Source organism: Dictyobacter arantiisoli (assembly GCF_008326305.1).
In the GTDB taxonomy this organism is placed as follows: Bacteria; Chloroflexota; Ktedonobacteria; order Ktedonobacterales; family Ktedonobacteraceae; genus Dictyobacter; species Dictyobacter arantiisoli.
The window spans coordinates 1-23,257 of sequence record NZ_BIXY01000052.1; the positions used below are offsets into that span (position 1 = coordinate 1).

Annotated in this window: 7 protein-coding genes and 1 pseudogene; 4 read left to right on the forward strand and 4 right to left on the reverse strand. The window is 50.6% G+C overall.

Translation table 11 applies throughout. The features are described 5' to 3' along the window. Positions 1–22 precede the first annotated feature (22 nt). Positions 23–17,551, forward strand: a pseudogene (locus tag F1593_RS16890) (non-ribosomal peptide synthase/polyketide synthase); the annotation flags it as partial. A 272-nt stretch (positions 17,552–17,823) separates the two neighbouring features. Here F1593_RS16890 and F1593_RS16895 read toward each other — a convergent pair. Next, positions 17,824–18,111, reverse strand: coding sequence for a DUF2277 domain-containing protein (locus F1593_RS16895; protein ID WP_149402737.1), 288 nt, complete (start codon positions 18,109–18,111; stop codon positions 17,824–17,826). 888 nt (positions 18,112–18,999) lie between these two features. Between F1593_RS16895 and F1593_RS16900 the strand changes: the two genes are divergently transcribed. Both F1593_RS16900 and F1593_RS16905 read left to right on the forward strand, forming a co-directional pair. Further along, positions 19,000–19,950, forward strand: coding sequence for an ABC transporter ATP-binding protein (locus tag F1593_RS16900; protein WP_149402738.1), 951 nt, complete (start codon positions 19,000–19,002; stop codon positions 19,948–19,950). Next, entirely contained in the window at positions 19,940–20,764 is an 825-nt protein-coding gene (locus F1593_RS16905; RefSeq protein WP_172632186.1) for an ABC transporter permease, read from the forward strand. The genes F1593_RS16900 and F1593_RS16905 overlap by 11 nt, the downstream gene beginning before the upstream one ends. Positions 20,765–20,910: 146 nt before the next feature. Here the strand turns inward: F1593_RS16905 and F1593_RS16910 are convergent, their stop codons facing one another. From F1593_RS16910 to F1593_RS16920, 3 genes are all read right to left on the reverse strand, one after another. Next, positions 20,911–21,246, reverse strand: a complete 336-nt coding sequence (locus tag F1593_RS16910; protein ID WP_149402740.1) for an MbtH domain protein — start codon at positions 21,244–21,246, stop codon at positions 20,911–20,913. A gap of 78 nt (positions 21,247–21,324) precedes the next feature. Further along, positions 21,325–21,588, reverse strand: coding sequence for a hypothetical protein (locus F1593_RS16915; protein ID WP_149402741.1), 264 nt, complete (start codon positions 21,586–21,588; stop codon positions 21,325–21,327). A gap of 87 nt (positions 21,589–21,675) precedes the next feature. Beyond that, entirely contained in the window at positions 21,676–21,909 is a 234-nt protein-coding gene (locus tag F1593_RS16920; protein WP_149402742.1) for an MbtH family protein, read from the reverse strand. Positions 21,910–22,660: 751 nt separating this feature from the next. Between F1593_RS16920 and F1593_RS16925 the strand changes: the two genes are divergently transcribed. Continuing rightward, the gene (locus F1593_RS16925; protein WP_172632187.1) at positions 22,661–23,251 is read left to right on the forward strand and encodes a Clp protease N-terminal domain-containing protein; all 591 of its coding nucleotides are present in this window, start codon (positions 22,661–22,663) and stop codon (positions 23,249–23,251) included. The last annotated feature ends 6 nt before the right edge of the window (positions 23,252–23,257 follow it).

The window sequence follows — 23,257 nt, forward strand, 5'->3', positions numbered from 1 at the left end:
CTCGGATGCAGATCATGGAGCGGTGCCGATCGGTCGTCCGATTGCGAATACGCAGTTGTATGTGCTGGATGCCTGGTTCCAACCCGTCCCGATTGGCGTTCCAGGCGAGCTCTACATTGGGGGTAGCGCGCTGGCTCGTGGCTATACCCATCCCGACCTGACGGCGGAACGCTTCCTTCCTCATCCTTTCAGTACCGAGCCGGGAGCCCGCCTCTATCGGACGGGCGACCGGGTGTGGTATCGGGCCGATGGCACCCTGCAATACCTGGGGCGGATCGATCAGCAGGTCAAACTGCGCGGCTTCCGCATCGAGTTGGGAGAAATTGAAGCCGCCCTGCTGGCGTATCCGGCTATTCGCGAGGCGGTCGTCGTGGTACGAGATGATCCCCCCATCGGGAAACAGCTGGTGGCGTATCTGGTGGGACACCCCGAGCAGCCGCTGATCATCGACAAGATCCACGCCTTCTTACAGGGACGCCTGCCCTCCTATATGCTCCCCGGAGCCTGGGTCTGCCTGGACGTGCTACCTTTGACCCTGAATGGCAAAGTGGATCGACATGCCCTGCCAGCACCAGCAGAACAACCGGAGGCCGAAGGTCAGGCACGAGAGGGAGCCCAGACCCCCCTGGAAGAACTGGTCCTGGGAACGTGGAGCGCGGTGTTGGGCCGGCAACAGGTAGGACGACACGACAATTTCTTTGCGCTCGGTGGTCATTCACTCCTGGCGACGCAATTGATGACCCGGCTCCGCACCATATTCAACATCGAGCTCCCCCTGCGCACCGTGTTTGAAACCCCAACCGTCGCGGGCCTGGCGCACACAATCGAGCAACGTCTCACGCAGGAGCACACGCTCTCGGTGCCGCCACTGCTGGCCGGGACACGTCCCCTGCAACTTCCACTCTCCTTCGCCCAGCAACGCCTCTGGTTTTTGGATCAGTTAGAACCAGGAAATGCCGCCTATCTGGTTCCCAGCGCATTACGTGTGCAAGGAGAGGCAAACATACGATACCTGGAGGAGAGTTTTCAGTCACTGATCAGCCGCCATGAGAGCTTACGCACGACGTTCGCCGAGCACGATGGACAACCGCTACAGGTCATTCATGCCACCAGACCGGTCCAGTTACCCGTGATCGACCTCCAGGGACTCGATCCAGAGCGACGAGAGCGGGAGGCACACTACCTGGCCGAGCAAGAAGCACAACGCTCCTGTGACTTGACACAGGGACCGTTGCTCCGCACGTCCATCCTGCGCCTGGAACGAGAAGAGCATATCCTCTTGCTTACGCTGCACCATATCATCACCGATGGCTGGTCCAATGATGTACTGGTCCGTGAGTTACTGACCTTCTACCGTTCTTTTGCCGCTGGACAAACATCGTCTCCCCTGCCCCCACTGTCTCTCCAGTATGCCGATTACACCCTCTGGCAGCGGCAGTGGCTGCAAGGAGAGGCTTTAGATGCGCAATTAGCCTATTGGCGTGAGCAGTTAGCAGGCGTGTCTCCACTCGAATTACCCACTGATCATGCACGTCCCGTGATGCAGCGCTATCGAGGCGCAAATCTGACATGGCAATTGCCTGTTACGCTCTCTGAGGACTTGCAGGCGCTGAGTCGGGAACAGGATGTCACGCTGTTCATGCTACTCCTGGCTTCATTCCAGGTATTACTGATGCGCTACAGTGGACAGAGTGATATCAGCGTGGGGACGCCGATTGCCAATCGTCAGCATGAAGAGATTGAAGGCGTGATCGGCTTCTTCGTCAATACGCTCGTGCTACGCACCGATCTTTCGGGCGATCCGACCTTTGCCCAGGTACTCCAACGCGTGCGTGAGGTTTGTCTGGGAGCCTATGCCCACCAGGATCTCCCTTTTGAAAAAGTTGTGGAAGAGCTTGCGCCAGAGCGAGACCTCAGCCGTTCTCCTCTCTTCCAGGTCATGCTGACCATGCAGAATGTTCCCGAGGACCAGGGCACACTGGCAGGATTGAGCATGAGTCCCCTGGAAGTGGAACAACTGGTAAGTAAGTTTGATCTAACCCTCTCCATCGCCGAGATAGGACACCTCTTATGCGGAACACTCACGTATAATACCGATCTTTTTGCAGTGGAGACAGTGACGCGCTTGCTCAATCACTGGCAGGCATTGTTGGTGAGCATCCTACACGACCCACAGACGCGCGTTTGGGCGCTACCGCTGCTTTCACAGAAAGAACACGATCAAACAGTACGGCAATGGAACGAGACGCAGCAAGACTATCCACAGCACTCTGTCCATCACCTGTTCGAACAACAGGCCCGGCAAACTCCTGACATGGTAGCTCTGGTCTTTGAGGAACAAATGCTCACCTATGGAGAGCTTAATCAACGGGCCAATCAGCTTGCTCATTACCTCCAACAACAAGGAGCAGGTCCTGAAGTTCTGGTCGCGATCTGCCTGGAGCGTTCTCTAGAAATGGTCGTTGGGATATTAGCTGTGCTTAAAACAGGCAGCGCATATGTTCCGCTCGATCCCACGCTCCCCCAACAACGCCTGGCTTACATGCTTGAAGATGCTCAGATCTCATTCGTACTGACACAGTCCCACCTGCAAAACCATCCGACCCTTCAGGAGAGAAAATTATTCTGTATCGATACGAAGGATTTCTCGCAAAAAGCTGAGTTTACGACGAATCTCGATATTGCTCTCCAACCTGATAATCTGGTGTATATGATCTATACATCAGGTTCGACAGGCCAACCAAAGGGTGTCATGAACACGCAGCATGGCCTTCTGAATCGTCTGGCCTGGATGCAACAAATCTATCAGTTAACGGATCATGATCGCGTTCTCCACAAAACGCCTTTCAGCTTCGATGTCTCCGTCTGGGAATTTTTCTGGCCGCTGATCACTGGGGCTCAACTCATTGTGGCACAACCCGGTGGTCATCAAGATCCTGCCTATCTCAAACAATTGATCATTCAGCAGCATGTTACCACCATCCATTTTGTGCCATCTATGTTGCAAGCCTTCCTCTTTGAACCGACAACCCTGCGTGATTGTACAAGTTTGCGCCAGGTGATGTGTAGTGGGGAAGCTCTTTCTGCTGAATTACAAGCTCGTTTCTTTGCACTGGCACCACACCATATGCTACTCTCTAACCTCTATGGACCAACCGAGGCATCCATTGATGTCACCTATTGGCACTGCCAGCGGAATGATACGCGAGCAATTGTACCCATTGGCACCCCCATTGCTAATACACAGATGTATGTGCTCGATACACAGATGCGGCCTGTACCGATCGGGGTCACAGGCGAACTCTATATTGGTGGAATAGGTCTGGCACGTGGATACTTCGATCGACCAGATCTGACGGCAGAACGGTTTCTCCCTTCCCCATTTGGTTCACAAGGTGAACGGATTTACCGTACAGGAGATCTCGCCCGTCATCGGGTAGATGGGACCATTGAGTATCTGGGCCGCATTGACTTCCAGGTAAAAGTACGCGGCTTCCGCATCGAGTTGGGAGAGATCGAGGCAATCGTTGGATCACATCCAGACGTACAGGATACGGTGGTGCTAGCGCGCGAAGATATACCCGGCGAAAAACGCCTGGTTGCCTATGTCGTAGGTCGACAGGCAGCCACGCTTACAAGCAAAGATATGCGTTCCTATGCACAAGAACGCCTCCCAGCTTATATGATTCCCGCTATGTTTGTCTTTCTCCCATCACTACCGCTGACACCTCATGGCAAACTAGATCAACGGGCGCTCCCATTGCCACAATGGGAACAGAGGCAAGCAGATGACAATTTCCTGGCTCCGCACAACGAGCTTGAAAAAGCGCTGACGACAATCTGGGAAGAGGTGCTGCAAGTCCCGCAGATAGGCATTCGTGACAACTTTTTTGAACGGGGTGGTGATTCCATTCTAGGAATTCAACTCGTTGCACGCACCCGACAACAAGGATTGTCTTTAACGCTCAAGCAACTTTTCCACTATCAGACCATCGAGCAACTCAGCACTGTCGTTCACAGTGAAACGTTCATGCCAATTGAGCATCATCCGGCTGAAGGCAGCGTGCCTCTAACTCCTATTCAGCACTGGTTTTTTGACCTTGAACTTGTTCATGCCCGGCATTGGAATCAAGCGCTTTTGTTGGAAACGGCTACCCATCTGAAACCATCCCTGCTTGAAGAGGCGATTGGAGCCTGCATCAAGCAGCATGATGCATTCCGCCTCCGTTTCACGCATACAGATGAGAAATGGCAGCAAGCATTCTCGGAATTTGCTGATGCAATCCCCTTCACTCACATGGATCTTACAGATCTGGCTGTGGCAGAACAGGATGCAACGATCACATGTCTTGCGGAACAGACTCAGGCCAGCCTTGATCTGGATCATGGGCCTTTGATGCATGTGGTCTTATTTAGCAGGGGCGAGCACCGGAGGCAACTCTTACTGCTCGTCATTCATCATCTGGTTATCGATGGAGTTTCTTGGCGTATCCTTCTCGATGATTTACAGACTGCTTACCAGCAACGAGTACAAAGGCAAGCCATTCAACTCCCTGGCAGGACAAGCTCATTCCAGGCATGGAGTCAACGTCTCCTGGCATATGCGCAGTCAAATACGCTCCAGCAGGAACGGCAGTATTGGCTCACCCAGGCTAGAAAGCAGGTCTATTCGCTTCCCTGTGAAGTTTCTCAGGATGCGTTAGATAATACAGTCGCTACAGCGCAGGTTTTCTCAGCAGCGCTCGATAGCGAGGAAACGCGAGCATTGTTGGAAGAGCTTCCCTCTATCTATCACACCCAGATTAACGAAATTCTCCTGGCAGCACTGGCACTGACCTTGAGACAGTGGACACAGGCATCAACCATCCTGATAGATCTAGAAGGACACGGTCGTGAAGAGCTCTTTGAGGATATAGATCTCTCCCGCACCATTGGCTGGTTTACAACCCGTTTTCCAGTCCATTTGCAGATTGGAGAAGCATCCGACATAGCAGAGACTATTACTGCCGTCAAAGAACAACTCCGCTCTATTCCTCAACATGGAATTGGCTACGGCTTGTTACGCTATCTGAGTATGGATACAGAACTCGTTGCCCAATTGGCCGCTCAACCTCAGCCTGAAATCTCATTCAACTATCTGGGACAACTGGATCAGCAACGCCTGTCTTCCCTGATCACAGGAGCTTCTCCCTTATCGTCAGGATCAGCACAGAGCCCATTGGATAAACGAGCCTATCTGTTGGACATTATCTGCCAGGTCAGTGATCATCAGTTGCATGTATCCTGGGAATATTGCACGCAAGCCCATCACCAGGCGACGATTGAGCAGCTATCTAACGGCTTCCTGGATGCTTTGCGAGCGATCATTCAGCAGAGTACCTTACCCGGAGCTGGCAGCTATTCATCTTCTGACTTTCCGCATGTGCCCCTGCGTCAGGAGGACCTTACACAGATCCTGGCAACAATGGCTCCAGAAACACGGATGATTGAAGCTATCAACCTGGTCACACCTCTACAACAGGGTATGCTCTATGAAACCATTCGCAATCCAGGCTCTGGCATCCATATCGAGCAGTCTCTCTCGACCCTCATGGGTCCTCTGGATGTTGCAACCTTTGAACGCGCCTGGCAATGGGGCGTTCAAAGACACGACATTCTACGCACTGGCTTTATCTGGCATACACAATCAGAACCGTTGCAGATCACGCTACCTCATGTTTCTCTTTCCCTCGATTATCAGGATCTATCCGACCTTGCGAGAGATGAGCAAAGCCTGTTCGTGGAAAACGTCCTGCGCCAGCAACGTATGGAGGGTTTTGATCTCATTCATCCTCCCCTGATGCATGTGACGCTCTTCTGCCTGGAAGAACAGACCTATCGTTTTCTCTGGACCTACCATCATCTGATCATGGATGGTTGGTCCCAACAAGTCTTGCTCAGTGAAATCGTTGCCCGTTATGCGTCGCTACGCCAGGAGCAACCCCTGGCAGTATCACCAGCCCATCCCTATCGGGAGTATCTGACCTGGTTGCAGCAACAAGATCGCTCGCAGGCAGAAGTATTCTGGCAGACAACGTTACGTGGTTTTACGCAACCGACACCGCTGGGACGTGTACAGCCAGTAACACAGAGCCACGTTCAGGGGGATGAGCGTTCTGCGTCCGCGTACCTGTCGCTACCAGCATCATTCAGTAACGCCTTACAACGGGTAACGCAGAGTCATCGACTCACGTTGAGTACCCTGTTGCAAGGTGCCTGGGCACTCCTCTTGCAGCGCTACAGTAATACTGAGGATATCGTGTTTGGTATCACGGTTTCAGGACGTCCCGCCGAGTTGCCAGGCGTAGAGACAATGGTTGGACCCTGCATCAACACCTTGCCATTACGCGTCCAGGTCCCGCTGTCTCGCTCTTTATGGTCCTGGCTGGAGGATCTGCAAACGCATACGTTAGAAATGCATGCGTTTGAGTATAGTCCAGCCGGACAGATTCATCGCTGGAGTGATGTACCTGGTAAATCTTTATTGTATGAGAGCTTGTTGGTAGTTGAAAACTATCCCATCAGCACTGAGGATGCCTGGGCAGAGCATCAGATCGGCTTCACGGTAGGAGAGACGCTCACAAAAGGGGCCCAGACAAAATATGCGCTCACCTTTCTTGTGGGCAGAGACTCCATCCTGTGCATCTACGATTCAGCTCGTTTTACACTGCCAATAGTTGAGCAGATCCTGTCTCATTTCCAGGCTGTATTGACCGCCATGATGAACGATGCGACGGATGTGACGCTCGCCACACTGTCTGCCTTAATTCCAGAAGAACAGATCCCGCTCGTATCTATGCCAACCACTGAATTGCAAACGCCGCCAGACGCTGATGAACGCATGCCTCGCAGTCCTCTTGAGGAGGTGGTAGCAGGGGTGTGGTGTGAGGTGCTTGGCCTTGATCAGATTGGGCGCGAGAGCAACTTCTTTGCCCTCGGCGGGCACTCGTTGATTGCGACGCAGGTAATTGGTCGACTCCGAGCGATGCTTACTATCGAGGTACCATTGAGCGTGATGTTTGAGTACCAGACGGTAGCAGAGATGGCACGCTGGATTGAACAAACTGGCCGCGCTGGTGTCGCTCTCCCGCCGCTAAGTGCAGGCGAACGGCCCCAGGATCTCCTGCTCTCCTTTGCCCAACGACGCCTCTGGTTCCTGGATCAGTTAGAGCCTGACAATACTGCCTATCTGGTTCCAAACACACTCCTCATCCATGGAGCAATTGATGTGCCAGCGCTGGAGGAGAGTCTCCAGGTCCTGGTTCAGCGGCATGAGAGTTTGCGGACGACCTTTACCGAGCACAATGGACAACCTGTCCAGATTATTCATGCAAACGGACAGGTCTGGCTACCAGTGATCGATTTACAGGGACTTGATCCTGAGCGACGCGAGCAGGAGGCGCGCCACCTGGCTGAACAAGAGACGCAGCGACCGTGTGATCTTGTCAAAGGACCACTGCTGCGTACCACGGTACTACGCCTGGAGCAAGAAGCCCATGTACTCTTGTTAACGCTGCACCACATCATTACTGATGGCTGGTCCAATAATATACTGATCCGTGAAATGAGCATGCTCTACGGTTCATTCGCAGCGGGACAATCGTCACCACTGCCTCCATTGCCATTGCAGTATGCAGACTATGCCCTCTGGCAGCGGCAGTGGCTCCAGGGGAAAGCATTGGAGACACAGGTCTCCTACTGGCGTGAGCAGTTAGCCGGGATTACACCACTCGATCTGCCCACAGATCATCCCCGTCCAGTCGTTCAGAGCTATCGAGGTGCAAGTCTGGCCTGGCAACTACCAGCAGCCATATCAACAGAACTGCAAGAGTTCAGTCGACAGCAGGATGTGACGCTGTTTATGACACTACTGGCCTCTTTCCAGATACTCCTGATGCGTTACAGTAGACAGAATGATATTAGTGTGGGAACGCCGATTGCCAACCGTCAACATGCCGATATCGAAGGAGTGATTGGCTTCTTCATCAACACACTCGTGCTGCGCACCGACCTCTCCGCACATCCAACCTTCATCCAGGTGCTCCAACGCGTGCGCGAGGTCTGCCTGGGCGCCTATGCCCATCAAGATCTGCCTTTTGAGTATGTCGTAGATGCGCTCGAACCAGTACGAGATCTCAGCCGCTCCCCACTCTTCCAGGTGCTGTTCGTCTTGCAGAATACTCCACACGAGCAACATGAGGTAGCTGGCATCCAGATGAGTCCATTGGAGATTTCGCATCTGGTAAGTATGTATGATCTCACGCTCTCGGTCGTTGAGGACAGTCAAGGACTCCATGGAATCCTTGAGTATAACACTGATCTCTTTGAAGCTGAGACCATGCAACATCTCATTGACCATTGGCAGACGCTACTCCAGGCTTTGCTGGCTACTCCTGAGTCTCCTATCGGAACGCATTCCCTGCTCACAGAGGATGAGCAGGCGCAAGTGCTCGCTATCTCCACAGGGACCGTACGTCCCGCCTTCCAGGAACAATATGTCCATGTACTCTTTGAAGAGCAGGTTGCACGTACACCCGATGCAGTGGCTCTGGTCTTCCAGGAACAATGCCTGACCTATGAGGAACTCAACCGTCGTGCCAATCAGTTTGCTCATCATTTGCAGAAACTGGGAGTGAGACCTGATGTTCTGGTCGCGCTCTGCCTGGAACGTTCTCTCGCTATGCCGCTGGCCGTGTTGGCTGTGCTCAAAGCAGGAGGAGCCTACCTTCCCCTCGATCCAGGCGCACCATCCCAGCGTCAGATCCTCCTGCTCACACAGGCCCAACCGGCATTGCTCCTGACACAGCAGCACCTGGAAGCGCTCTTTACGGAAACATCCTGTCCAACGCTCCTCGTCGAGGATCTTGAGTCCAGGGTGTTCCATGGTCCAGCGAACACTCCACAATTGGATCTGTCATTGGATCATCTGGCATATCTCATTGCGACTTCTGGATCAACCGGTGTGCCCAAAGGCGTGCAGGTCACGCAACGCGGCCTGGGCAATCTAGCTCAGGCGCAGGCTCAGGCTTTTGCCGTGGCTCCAGGCAGTCGAGTGCTCCAGTTTGCAGCCTTGACCTTCGATGCTTCAATCTCTGAACTGCTGATGGCCTTACTCATGGGGGCCTGTCTGCATCTGGCTCCAACAACTGATCTCATGCCCGGCCCCGACTTGTTGCAGTTATTACGTGAACAGGCGATCACAGTGGTAACCTTGCCACCTTCGGCTCTGGCAGTTCTGCCCTCAACACCTCTGCCAGACCTCCAGACCCTCGTGGTCGCTGGAGAACCATGCCCGGTTGAGGTAATGACACACTGGGCTCAGGGACGAGGCTTTTTCAATGCCTATGGCCCTACCGAAGCAACCGTGTGTGCCAGCATTGCAGACTACTCTCTTGTGCCAGTCCCCCAACGCTCGTTGAGCCTGGGAGAGCCACTGAGCAATACCGAACTGTATCTGCTGGATGAGAATCAACAGCTTGTACCGACTGGTCTGGTTGGAGAGATCTATCTGGGAGGACCAGGATTAGCACGGGGCTATCTGCACCAATCTGGGCAGACTGCCGAGCGCTTTATCCCTCATCCCTGGAGCCTGGAACCAGGAGCACGCTTGTATCGTACCGGGGATCTGGCCCGCTGGCAGTTTGATGGTCGTCTGGAATACCTGGGACGAGCGGATCAGCAGGTAAAACTGCGGGGCTATCGCATTGAGCTGGGAGAGATTGAGGCGGTCTTGCGGCAACACGAAACCATTCGCGACATAGCGGTTGTTGTCCGAGATGAACCTCCGACGGGCAAACGTCTGGTGTCCTATGTAGTGGGACAGCCAGGATTACGCGTGTCTTTCAGCGAGTTGCGTGACTTCCTGCAACAGCGCCTCCCCTCCTACATGCTTCCCAGTGCCTGGGTTGCTCTCGATGCCTTGCCCCTGACTCCGAATGGGAAGATAGATCGTCGTGCATTGCCTGCTCCAGACGAGGTACGAGAAGTGGAGACCGTAGACGAAGCCCAAACCCCACTTGATGAGTTACTGATTGGAGTGTGGAGCGCACTCCTGGGTCGTCAACAGGTGGGACGCCACGATAACTTCTTTGCTTTAGGAGGTCATTCACTGCTGGCGGCTCAACTTGTCACGCGGCTCCGCACGCTGTTCAAGATTGAGCTACCGTTGCGCGCGGTGTTTGCAAATCCAACCGTGGCAGGTCTGGCTCAACAGGTTGAGCAGTACATACGCCAGGCTCAAGCGTTGCCGATGTCACCATTACTAGCTGGTCCACGCCCCCAGGAACTGCCTCTCTCTTTTGCGCAGCAGCGTCTCTGGTTCCTGGATCAGTTAGAACCAGGCAGTGCCGCCTATCTGGTTCCCAGTGCGTTGCTTGTACAAGGAGCACTTGATATATCAGGAGTGGAGAAAAGTCTCCAGGCTCTGATGCAGCGTCATGAAAGTTTACGCACGACCTTTACTGAACAGCATGGGAAACCAGTCCAGGTTATTCATACAACCGGGCAGATATGGTTACCATTGATTGATTTGCAAGAGCTCGATCCTGAGCAACGCGAGCAAGAAGCACGACATCTGGCCGAACAAGAGGCCCGGCAATCCTGTGATCTGACACAGGGACCGTTGTTACGGACGGTGGTAGTGCGCATGGAACCACAAACACACGTCCTATTGCTGACACTCCACCATATTATCACCGATGGCTGGTCCAATGGTATATTGGTACGCGAGTTGACAATCCTCTACCGCTCGTTTGCTGCTGGACAATCGTCTCCATTGCCCCCTTTACCAATCCAGTACGCAGATTATGCTCTCTGGCAACGGCAGTGGCTCCAGGGCGAGGCCCTCGCGACTCAGATGGCCTACTGGCGTGAGCAGTTGGCTGGAGCCCCACCGCTCGACTTGCCTACAGATCATCCCCGACCGGCAATACAAACGTTACGAGGTCGTAACCAGGCATGGCAGTTCTCTCCAACCTTGTCTGCTCAATTGCAAGAGCTAAGTCGGCAACAGGATGTCACGCTGTTCATGTTACTTCTGGCCTCTTTCCAGGTGCTGTTGATGCGCTATAATGGCCAACATGATATCAGTGTGGGGACGCCGATTGCCAACCGTCAGCAGGCTGAGATCGAAGGGGTGATTGGCTTCTTTGTCAATACCCTTGTGTTGCGCACGGATCTCTCTGGACATCCTACCTTTGCTCAGGTGCTCCAACGCGTACGCGAGGTCTGCCTGGGTGCCTATGCTCATCAGGATCTCCCCTTTGAAAAAGTTGTGGAGGAGATTGCGCCCGAGCGCGATCAGAGTCGCTCGCCTCTCTTTCAGGTCATGTTAGCCTTGCAAAATACTCCACGGGAACAGGAGACACTGGCAGGAGTACATATGTATCCTTTAGAGGTAGAGCATGCGGTGAGCAAATTCGATCTAACCCTCTTCGCAGAAGAAACAGAACAAGTCCTCCATGGTATCTTGCAGTATAATACCGATCTCTTTGAAGCAGAAACAATCACACGTATGCTGGGCCACTGGCAGAATTTGCTGGAAGAGGTTGTACAGAATCCACATGTATCTGTTGGGGAAGTGTCATTGCTGTCGGCTACAGAGCAAGTTCAAGTGCTTGAACAATGGAATGCTACACGCTATGAATATCCGCAACAGGGTATTCATCATCTGTTCGAGCGACAGGCCCTGCAAAATCCTGACGTGGTAGCCCTGGTCTTTGAGGAGCAAATGCTCACCTATGGAGAGCTCAATCGACGGGCCAATCAGCTTGCGCACTATCTCCAAAAGCAGGGAGTACGCCCTGAAGTCGTAGTGGGGATCAGTATGGAGCGTTGTAGCGAGATAGCCGTGGGAGTATTAGCCATACTCAAAGCAGGAGGGACATACATGCCAATTGACCCATCCTATCCGCAGCAACGTCTCAACTATATGCTACAGGATGCTCACCTCACCTGGCTTTTAACGCAAAAATCGCTCTTGCCAACGTTTGAGGGATTAACTCCAGATGTGCAGCGAGCATATATCTATCTGGATCAACCTCCGGCTGAGCTGTATCAACAACCTGACAGTAATCCTGCTTCGTTTATGACGAGAGACCAACTAGCGTATGTAATCTACACATCAGGCTCGACAGGTCGCCCCAAAGGCATCATGCTGCCTCATCAAGCACTCCTGAACTTGTTCATCTGGCAGGCACATGACCTCCCGCTACAGAGAGGGACGCGTGTTTTACAATTCGCCCCTCTCAGCTTCGATGTTTCCTGTCAGGAAATGTTCACAACCTGGCAGGGTGGTGGCACGCTTGTCGTTCTTCCTGATGATGAGTTGAGGCGTGATCCCGACGCGGTTTTACAACTCCTTGCGCGCCAACAAATCGAGCGCATTTTTGTTCCGTATGTCGCGTTACAACAACTGGCTCTGGCAGCAGAACAGCAGGTCAACGTCCCACTCGCTCTACACAGTATCATTACCGCTGGCGAACAGCTTCAGATCACACAATCCATCGCAACCTGGATGCAGCGTCTGCCAGAGAGCTCTCTCTATAATCATTACGGACCAAGTGAAAGCCATGTCGTGACCTCTTACATGTTACAGGATGATCCGCAGCGCTGGGCCACACTTCCACCCATCGGACGCCCCATCAATAACACGCAGATCTATGTATTGGATGCTGACATGCAACCGATGCCTGTGGGTATTGCTGGTGAACTGTATATCGGAGGCCATAATCTGGCCCGTGGCTACCTTGCAAGACCTGAATTGACCGCTGAACGCTTTGTAGCACATCCATTTGCGCAGGAACCAGGAAGTCGCCTGTACAAAACAGGAGATCTGGCACGCTACCGATCGGATGGCAATATCGAGTTCCTGGGACGTATCGATCAGCAAGTCAAATTGCGCGGTTTCCGCGTTGAGCCAGGCGAAATTGAAGCGGTACTCACATCTCACCCCTCGATTAAAGATAGCATTGTAATAGTACACAAAGAACACGCAACAGCGTCTCATCTAACAGCGTATGTTGTTCCACAAACAGATCAAGATCTCGATGTGAACGAGGTGCATCGCTTTGCACGGGGACAGCTCCCTGAGTATATGGTTCCAACCTTTATCATCAGTTTACCTGTCTTCCCGCTGACGCCGAGTGGTAAAATCGACCGCCGTTCTTTACCACGTCCTGAACAGGATATGCAATTCGTTGATGAAGTACGAATGACTCCACAAACTCCGATACAAGAATTGGTGGCATCCCATTGGCACGAAGTTCTACAGAGGTCAATGATCAGTATTGACGCAAATTTCTTTGATTTGGGAGGCCATTCATTACTGGCGACCCAGATTATCGGTCGTTTGCGTCAGTCATTCCAGATCGACCTACCGGTGCGTAGCCTCTTCCAATTTCCGACCATTCGAGGATTGGCGCTAGAAGTTGAACAACTGCAAAGAGGTTCTGTTGCTCAGTCTATGCCATCACTTGTACCAGGAGATCGCCGCAAACCACTGGCACTTTCTTTTGCTCAGGAACGTTTCTGGCTGCTAGAGCAGCTTGATCGCAAAAGTGGTATTTACATGCCTGCTATCCTGCGTCTGTATGGTCATGTTGAGGTTGAGGCGTTACAACATAGCTTTGAGGCCTTGATACAGCGACACGAAATACTACGCACCACATTTACTAGCTATCAAGGACAACCTGTACAGATTGTGGCCTCGGCAGGAGTTACATCGCTTCCCGTTATCGACCTGAGTGAGCTATCTGAAGAGAGACGAGAATCTTTACTTCAACAGTTATTACAGCAGGAGGTCCATCAGACATTTGACCTGGTGAACGGCCCTCTGCTGCATATGACCCTTCTCAGGTTGGCAGAGCAGGATCATGTGCTATTGCTTACACTCCATCATATTCTCTCGGATGGTTGGTCTGAAGGGCTGCTGGTGCGTGATCTGACTGCGCTCTATCGCTCCGAAATTACCGGGGAGCCAGCCCTGTTGCCTGCCTTACCTATCCAATACGCCGATTATGCTCTCTGGCAGCGTCAGTGGTTCAAGGAAGCCGTACTACAAGAACAGATGAACTACTGGCAACAGCAGCTTATGGGGATTCCGGAGTTCCTGGATCTTCCGCTGGACCATCCACGACCAGCGCTCCAGACGTATGCAGGTAGACGCATCTATCGGCAGCTCCCAAATACATTGACAGATAAACTCAAGCAACTCAGTCGGCGTGAGAATGCAACGCTGTTCATGACCTTACTGGCTTCATGGCAGATCTTGCTGATGCGCTATAGTGGACAGCAAGATTTCGCAACAGGCACTTTTATCGCCAATCGCACACGACCTGAACTCGAAAACTTAATCGGCGTATTTGTGAATACACTCGTCCTACGTGCAAATCTGACCGGCAATCCCAGCTTCCAGCAACTGCTCAATCGGGTACGCAAAGTGGCACTGGATGCTTATGCACATCAGGATGTACCGTTTGAAAAGCTCCTGGATACCTTGCCCATCGAGCGTTCATTAAGCCATTCGGCACTCTTCCAGGTTCTCTTCACCCTCCAAAACTACCCACATACACCACTGGAACTGCCGGGGTTATCCTGGAAGCTGTTGGGTCGAGAAATACAGCAGGCACGCTTCGATCTGATTATTGAAGCCAGTGAAAATAATGATGGGCTCATGGTTTCGCTTGAATATAATACAGATCTGTTTGAAGATAGTACCGTGCAGCGCATGCTTACACACTGGCAAGTGCTTTTGGAAGCGATCGTGGAAGATCCTGAACAGCGGATAGAACAGCTACCGTTGATGACTCCTCCTGAGGTGCTGGCACAGTTAACACAAACCCGGAGAACGGCAATCCAAAAGTTTTCCGCTGACAGTATCCAGCAAATTTTTGAATACCAGGTTGAGCAGGCTCCAGACGCCATCGCTATTATCATCGAGGAGATCGCATTGACTTACGGCGCTTTAAATCGACGCGCCAATCAACTTGCGCACTATCTGCGTGGGCAAGGAGTCGGGCCGGATATCTTTGTTGGAGTAGCCATGGAACGTTGTTCTGATCTGATCGTTGCCATGCTTGCGATCCTCAAAGCCGGAGGAGCCTATGTCCCACTTGATCCATCGTATCCAATCGAGCGATTGGCGCTGATGTTAGAAGAGGTAGATCCTCTGGTTGTGTTAACACAATCACATATTGAACCAAACATAGCGGCTCATACAACACAATGCCTCAGTCTGGATACTGTATGGGAACGTTGGAGTGGCGAACCTTCCAGCAATCCACCCACATGGACCTTGCCACAGCATATCGCGTATATGATCTATACATCCGGCTCCACAGGCAAACCCAAAGGAGTCATGATTCCGCACGCCAATGTTGTGCGCCTTATCACGCAGACACAGGATTATTTTCACTTTACACAGCAGGATACCTGGACATTTTTCCACTCCTATGCGTTTGATTTCTCGGTCTGGGAAATCTGGGGCTCACTGCTGACTGGCGGGCGCATGATCATTGTGCCCTACTGGCTCAGCCGTGAGCCTGGCAAGTTCTATCAACTATTGTGTCAGGAAGGAATAACTATTCTCAATCAGACTCCCTCAGCCTTTCAGCAATTGATGCACGTTGAAGCAAGAGAGACTCCCTCATCCTTGCTAGCATTACGTACGATTATATTTGGGGGTGAAGCGCTAGATGTGTCTCGTCTGGCTCCCTGGATCACGCGCCATGGCGATCAACATCCCCAACTCATTAACATGTATGGCATTACCGAAACAACTGTCCACGTGACCTATCGACCTATCGTACAGCAAGATAGTAGCGAGAATGCAGGTAGCGTAATCGGGAGCACCATTCCAGATCTGGATGGCTATGTTCTCGACAAGCATCAACAACTTGTCCCCATTGGTGTGCCTGGTGAATTATACGTTGGAGGACAAGGACTCGCTCGCGGCTACTGGCAACGACCCGATAGCACAGCAGAGCGCTTTATCCCACATCCATTTAGTGCTCTGCCAGGTGAGCGACTCTACCGTACAGGAGATCGTGTACGTGCACTGGCGTCAGGAGAGCTAGAATATCTAGGACGTAATGATCAACAGGTCAAACTGCGTGGCTTCAGGATCGAACTGGGCGAGATCGCAGCTGTTCTTCAGAAACTTGCTGCGATACGCGAGGCTCTGGTTGTATTGCGTACGGAAAACAATGAACACCACTATCTGGTAGCCTATGTCATTCCACAGAATAGAGATGACACGCTGACGATTCCTCAAATCCAGGCCCATACACGCATCCATCTTCCTGAATACATGGTCCCAACCTATATTGTCTTCCTGGAAGCATGGCCATTAACACTCAATGGCAAAGTAAACTATCAGGCTTTGCCTGTCCCCAATGAACAGCATCTCAGTCATCGCACACAGTACATGGCTCCACAAACGCCTTTACAGGAGGAACTAGCATTAATGTGGGCCGATCTCTTGCATACTTCCCAGGTTGGGATTCACGATCACTTCTTTGATATCGGAGGTAATTCGCTATTAGCTGTACAATTGCTTGATCGTATGCACCAACGCCTGGGAACGTCACTCTCCTTCGTCTCATTGTTCAATGCATCAACAATTGAGCAACAAGCAGAGTTGTTACAATCGCAGACACAACATAGGCGCTCCTGGACACCGCTCGTAGCAATACAACAAACTGGACACAAAGCGCCATTCTTCTGTGTCCATCCTGTCATCGGCACCGTTTATAGCTACGTACGCCTGGCTCATCTCTTACGGGACGATAGACCATTTTATGGCTTGCAAGCCTATGGTTTCTATAGTGATCAAACGCCGTATACAACGATAGAGGAGATGGCTACTAGCTATGTTGAAGCACTGTTAGCGGTCCAACCAGAGGGTCCCTACTACCTGGGTGGACACTCATCCGGTGGTATGATCGCCTATGAAATGGCACGGCAATTGCAATCACGGGGAGCAGAAATCGCGCTTCTTGCTTTGTTGGACTCTGTTCCCTGGCAAGATCCTCGCAGCGGAAATACTCCGCTCTCATTAACGGTGCCGGATAAAAAGATACATGCTGGCGCTGTGATCGAATATCTCAACTTATTCAGCGGATACCGGGATCAATCCATTGCTCTAACTTATGAGCAGTTATGTGATTTGCAACCAGAAGAGCAGTTAAAGACGCTCTTAGAACAATTAAAAGCAGCCAATCTGCTGGCACAATCAATGAGCATGGATGAGTTTTTGCATTTCATGCAAGTACTCATCACAAATAACGAAAGTTATCAGCATTACCAACCAGGAAGATATCAAGGTCAGATTACCTTATTGCATTGTGAACAAACTTCAGATGATTATCAAACGCAATGGGCACCATTTATTACGCAACCAATCGATGAGCATGTCGTCCCTGGAAATCACTTCTCGATGCTCACAGAGCCTCATGTGGCGATACTTGCAGCCCAACTACAGCGTTGCCTTGATGAAACGGATACTCATAGCTAATCTTGTTAAGGCAAAAAAATAAGCATTGTGTAACGAGGAGAGCACAATCTGCTTTGATGCATTACTTTGACCTGGTAGGACAAGATTTCGTTGACCCTTCCCGCGGGAACTTTTTCTCGGACTGTTTCGCACAACGGTATCAGCAATGCCAGCCCGCAACGCTGACCTAATGATTTTTTACAAATGAAAATGGTACAAAAATGAAAAGGTGGATGGGGAGAACCAACGTAGCGACCACCGTCCTTAATGATTTCTCCTTTCGTTTATGGTCATCAATTATTTGAGTTCTTTTCAGTTCCAAACCTTTTCATGGATCTTATGCGAGCACGTTCGGCTTCGAGCTCGCGATCATGCGGCTCGGCACTCGTCACCAGCGAATCTAGGAAATTCCGAGCAACTGTACTCACCTCTTCGAGAGCCGCATAGAATGCCGCTTCATTTGCCTTTGAAGGCTTATTGAAACCCGAGAGCTTTCTCACGAATTGGAGTGAGGCTTCTTTAATCTCCTCGTCGGTGGCCGGGGGATCAATATTGAATAAGGTCTTGATGTTTCGACACATTCCTGTCTCCTTTTTCTTACTTCGAACAGCTTCAGATGAATCCAGTTCTTACCTCACGAACTGGTTCTCGTTGATGGGTAGAAAAGTGGAAGAGTTCTTAATAGACCTATGCCTCGCCTTGTGTAGATATTTACTCACACACATGGTAGATCGCATTATCTCATCCTCTGCCAGGGGCAATAGACTAATTTTAGTGTATAATACAGGTTATAGAGCAAATATGCGGGATTGCAAAGGGCGGCGAGCTCTTTGCCGGGGTTTGGGGTGTCCCCAAATACCCCTTTTTCTTCTTTTCTTCGCCGCCGCGTGTGGCGGCGAGAGGGAGGTGAGAGGCCGGGGCACAGCCCCGGGCCCCAGATTAAGGGTTGCACCCTTAACAATCCCGCTTCTGTTCGCACCTATGGAGCTGCCGCCCCTTGCATCCCCGCTGAGGCTGACACATTCTAATCAAATCTTTCGATTTATCCGCGTAAAAATGATGCTTTGGATTGAGACAATTGCATTTCAGTTTCCTTGGATGACAAATAGAAGAACGCCTCAGCTTCTGTATATTTTCCTGGCAGTGGAAGAACAGAGCCAACGCGTTAAGGCTTTTTGCCATTTCATCAGGTACAGTGAATAGTAACTGGTAAGAAATACCCAGAGTATATTAAAAAGATTCTATATGTGGAAAGATGTGTGCTAAACTAAAGCTACAGAACCAGACGAAAATAAAAAAACTGCTTATTGTTTATGGATACAAAAGATTTGTGTTCATGCGTCTGTATGTCTGTATACACTATAATGCACCGTTCTATGGTACATCTCCCATCGTATGCTTTAAGCATTCGTGGTTTTTGTGGCATCAAGGTTATTAGCATGTAAGGAAGCATCTGCGATAAAGATTATATGAGTAACGTCTATACTATTTCAGAGCTGACAAAAGTATATAAAGGAAACACGAAAAAGGCCAATGATCACATCTCGTTTACCATTCAGGAGGGCGAAATCTTTGGTCTTTTGGGGCCAAACGGAGCAGGGAAATCGACACTTATTAACCAAATCGCTGGTTTAACTCGTCCTACATCCGGCTCTATTCATCTTTATGGCATGGAGGTTACGAAGAGTCCGCATATCATTCCTGAATATGTGGCGCTACAAACGCAACAGATGTCTGCGTTGCGTGATGTCTATCCTGAAGAGGCATTACGCTATACTGCGCAATTGCGAGGTTGTTCACGTGCCGAGGCTCGTAGGCAGACCAAAAACCTCATAGAAGAGTTAGGCCTGGGAGAGTTTCGCGAAAAACTTATTCGTAACCTCTCAGGTGGTCAATGTCGCCTTATTCATCTTGCATTAACATTCGTGGGTGATCGGCCGATTCAAATCTTTGATGAACCAACCAATGACCTGGATCCAGTTGTGCGCCTCATGGTCTGGGAAAAACTGTTCAAATTGAATCGTCAGGGAAAGACCATTATTCTGGTCACACATAATGTTTTAGAAGCCGAGCGCATTATTCAGCGTGTGGGTATTATTAACCATGGGCAACTCCTGGCAATTGGGGGTATTGGTGAATTAAAGGAACGTGTTGATCAACGGATCAGGCTTGAACTCCTCCTGAAAGCCGAATATGTATCTGTACCAGCATATCGGGATTTATTTGCCTTGCTTGGTGAGGTCCATAACTTGACTCTACAGCATGTAATCATACTTTGTCGTCGTGATAGCACGCGTAGCGCGATTGACCTTATTCTGCTGCAAATCGGCATCGATAAACTGGACGATTTTCGTATCCAGACACCTTCGCTGGAAGATGTCTATCTGCAACTTGGAGGAGGAGGCAGTTTTGGCTCATAGTACCATCTTACCCAAGCCCCTTGAAGAAGATATGGCATTTCCTCCCTATCCTCGACAACGCGCTTCTGCTCGTGCTGTTGTCTGGCAATATTGCGTCGTGACTCGCATCATGTTAATGGAATATCGCACAAGCTGGTTTATCCAGATATTTATGGCGCTGATCCTTCCCATGGGTATCATCTTTTTTTTGAAATCGGTTGGAGATGTAAAAAGTACGACTCAGGCAATCTTTTTGCTCGGTGGCAACATGGCAACGTCAATTGCATTTGGCCCGACTAATTTCCTCGTCACGAAGATTGGCTGGGCGAAGCAGATCCAGGAGTTTGATTTTTGGATGGCTCTTCCTTTGTCAAAGTTGACGCTCGTTTTTGCGATCATCGCCGTTTCTCTTCTTTTTGCTTTGCCGGGCCTTGTTGGCGTTTACGTTCTTGGTAATCTGCTCTTTGGCCTGCCCTTCATGGGTCAGCATCTCTTATTAGTGCCATTCATTCCATTATGTGTCTTACCTATGGCTGGTTTAGGAACGTTGCTAGGGCATTATGCACCTAATGGCCAAACGGCGAATGTATTGGGCAATCTTTTAATCGTATTTGTCGGCTTTCTTGCGCCAATGATGATTCCGATGGATGTCTTGCCATTGCCTTTGCAGATCGTTGCACGCTTTGTACCGACGACCTATGTGGCCGATGCTTTTCGCGCTATTTTAGCAAATCAGATCAATCTTATGGTGGCATTTGATGTGTTGATTCTCTCCTTCTTTTCTGTCCTTCTCTTGACATTCTCTTATATTTTCCTTGATTGGCGCACAGCATAGGAGTATTGATGCATTTTCAGGTCCCTTTAGTACGTACTCCGTATTTTGTGATTGTGTCCCACTTTCATGCAAGAGTCACAAAAGTGGGACACAATCACATCACACCTTTTGCCAGGGTGGCATTTCAGGATGACCTCCGCAGGCTCTTAAGCATGAACTTCTTCCAGGGCAACAAGGTGTCCTGTCCCCTTGAGCGTTGCTAGATCAATATCGGCGATACAGCGAACTTTGACGTAATTCAATGTCAGTGTACCCTCGATATGGGCGTTGCCTGTCCCCTGCTCAAAGTTGGCCTGGCTGATATTGGTCGCATCGGTGTCAACACGCACACCCAGGTCAGTCCCTCCGCGTGTACCAGTGAACTTGATAAAGACATAGTGCATCTCAATAATGCGTTTTTTTAGTTCTGCCAATGTTGGCTGAGGACCACCAACAGTGACGGGGTGATCTCCGTCTGCGAGACGTTGTACTAGTTCGTTCATAGTTTCGACATTCTCCTTGTCCTATAATTGTGCGTGTGACAGGTACACAAAAAACATGCCTATCAGGCTATGTAATGGTTACTCAACCTGATAGGCGTATTGTAGGTCTTCCGGAATTGCGAAATTCAGCGTTTCTGTACAGAAAGTTTTCCACTCAGGGGTCACAGTATCAAAAAGGTTTCCTTGCTGCAACACCGGGCTTTCGACAACGGTAAAATCATCCCAGAGATATACAATCGTCTCATCTGTCAGGGCTGATGTGTTTGTATCGACAGGATGTTCCTGCCAGCGGGGATAGCGACGCAGATCCTCCAGATGGTATGCTTTACAGTATTTACGCATATCGTTGCTCCTTTATATACCTGCATAAGGAATATTTAAACTAGATCAGCTCACTGATACTGCTCTAATTCTACGTTGCTTGTCGCGCTATGCGTGCTTTTGCTGCTCTTGTTCAGCCATCTTCTTACGCAGGCTTAACGGGCGCATATCAGTCCAAACTTCTTTGATATATGCCAGGCATTCGGCCTTCGTACCACTCTTATTAGCTTCGAACCACCCTAACGGGTTCTCACGATCGGCCAACCAGATCGAATATTGCTCCTCATGGTTGAGCACCACTTTATACATTCTAGTATCTTCTTGCTCATCTCGTGTTGTCATGGTATACCATTCCTCCTTAAATGTTTGTCTCAGCCAATAACTATACACATCCATTCTTGTTCTTCTGAAATAGGGATTAAGGCGAATCGGGCAGTTAAAGACCAGTGGTCGTCTCAAAGCCAGTAGTAGTTTATCAACCATCCTTAGTAAACACAATATGCTTCCTACAAGATGGCCTCAATGCAGGTCAAATTGTAATGCAGATGTGGAGCGTAAGCTGGAACCGCAACCACACTGACAATACAAATAGCCGAAATTCTCTTCTATTATGCCTGAATGAGTCAGCAAAAACAAAGACGAAAATGTATCAAGTTAATGTATCAAATTGTTGTAAGCCTGGCATTAACGGTTGTTTCCTTTAGCCTCCTCATATCACAATCAATGAGGTAACTCATATATTTATGGTTTTATATATCACACGCACCGATTCATTGTCCAGCCAGACGGGCGTGCTGGCCCAAAAGTACAACCAGAAAGGGAAAGAGACGGGATAGTCAGTGATCGCTGGTTGGTATTTGGCGGCTCCTGGGGAGCACCCTGGCGCTTGCCTACGCCGAAAGGTATCGGCGCTTTCATCCATCGAGTTCCAATTCAGATTGGTCTGTTTGGGAGGAAATGACAACAAGACCGAGCATCCTCGATGCACCTTGACATCGTGGTATCTACCATGGTATTCTCTCGAGAGAGAAAATACCACCGTAAATACCATCATATTCACCGAAAAAAAGGGGACAGAGAAAGGAGCAGTGGTATGCCATCAAGTAAGGATCGTCAGCGTGTCGAAGTTCCAGTCCATCTCTATGAGCAACTGGCGCAGATCGCCGAGACGGAGGATCGCACAATCACCAGCGTCCTCAACCAACTGCTGTTTCAAGCGTTACAAAGCTATCAGCCGACATGGATACCCAGTAAACATCTCAATCGCTTCAATGGGCATGCTCAGCATGTCCTCTCCCTCGCCCGCGAGGAGGCACTGTCCTTCAATCACCAGTTTATCGGGACCGAGCACCTATTGTTAGGTTTGTTGCGCGAACAAGATGGTCTCGCAGCCCTGGCGCTGGAAAAATTGAGTGTCGCACTTGATCCAGTCCGTGCTGCTGTTGAAAAGAAAATAGGGCGTGGAGATCACCCTGTCGAGGAGGAAATCGACTACGTGCCCCGATCTCGCAAGGTGCTCTCACTGGCGCTGGACGAAGCAGAGCGGCAGGGAAGTGCCTACGTTCGCACCGAGCATATCTTGCTGGGAATGGTGCGCGATGGTAGCGGGGTCGGAGCTGATATTCTCGATACGTTTGGGGTTTTGGGAAAGGTACGCGCCCAGGTTTTCGAGCTTCTCGGCTAGCGCTTC

Coding starts and splice junctions, on each gene's coding strand:
- F1593_RS16910 (WP_149402740.1), bottom strand. CDS start 21,246: ATGAACGAACTAGTACAACGTCTCGCAGACGGAGATCACCCCGTCACT.
- F1593_RS16915 (WP_149402741.1), bottom strand. CDS start 21,588: ATGCGTAAATACTGTAAAGCATACCATCTGGAGGATCTGCGTCGCTAT.
- F1593_RS16920 (WP_149402742.1), bottom strand. CDS start 21,909: ATGACAACACGAGATGAGCAAGAAGATACTAGAATGTATAAAGTGGTG.
- F1593_RS16900 (WP_149402738.1), top strand. CDS start 19,000: ATGAGTAACGTCTATACTATTTCAGAGCTGACAAAAGTATATAAAGGA.
- F1593_RS16925 (WP_172632187.1), top strand. CDS start 22,661: ATGCCATCAAGTAAGGATCGTCAGCGTGTCGAAGTTCCAGTCCATCTC.
- F1593_RS16895 (WP_149402737.1), bottom strand. CDS start 18,111: ATGTGTCGAAACATCAAGACCTTATTCAATATTGATCCCCCGGCCACC.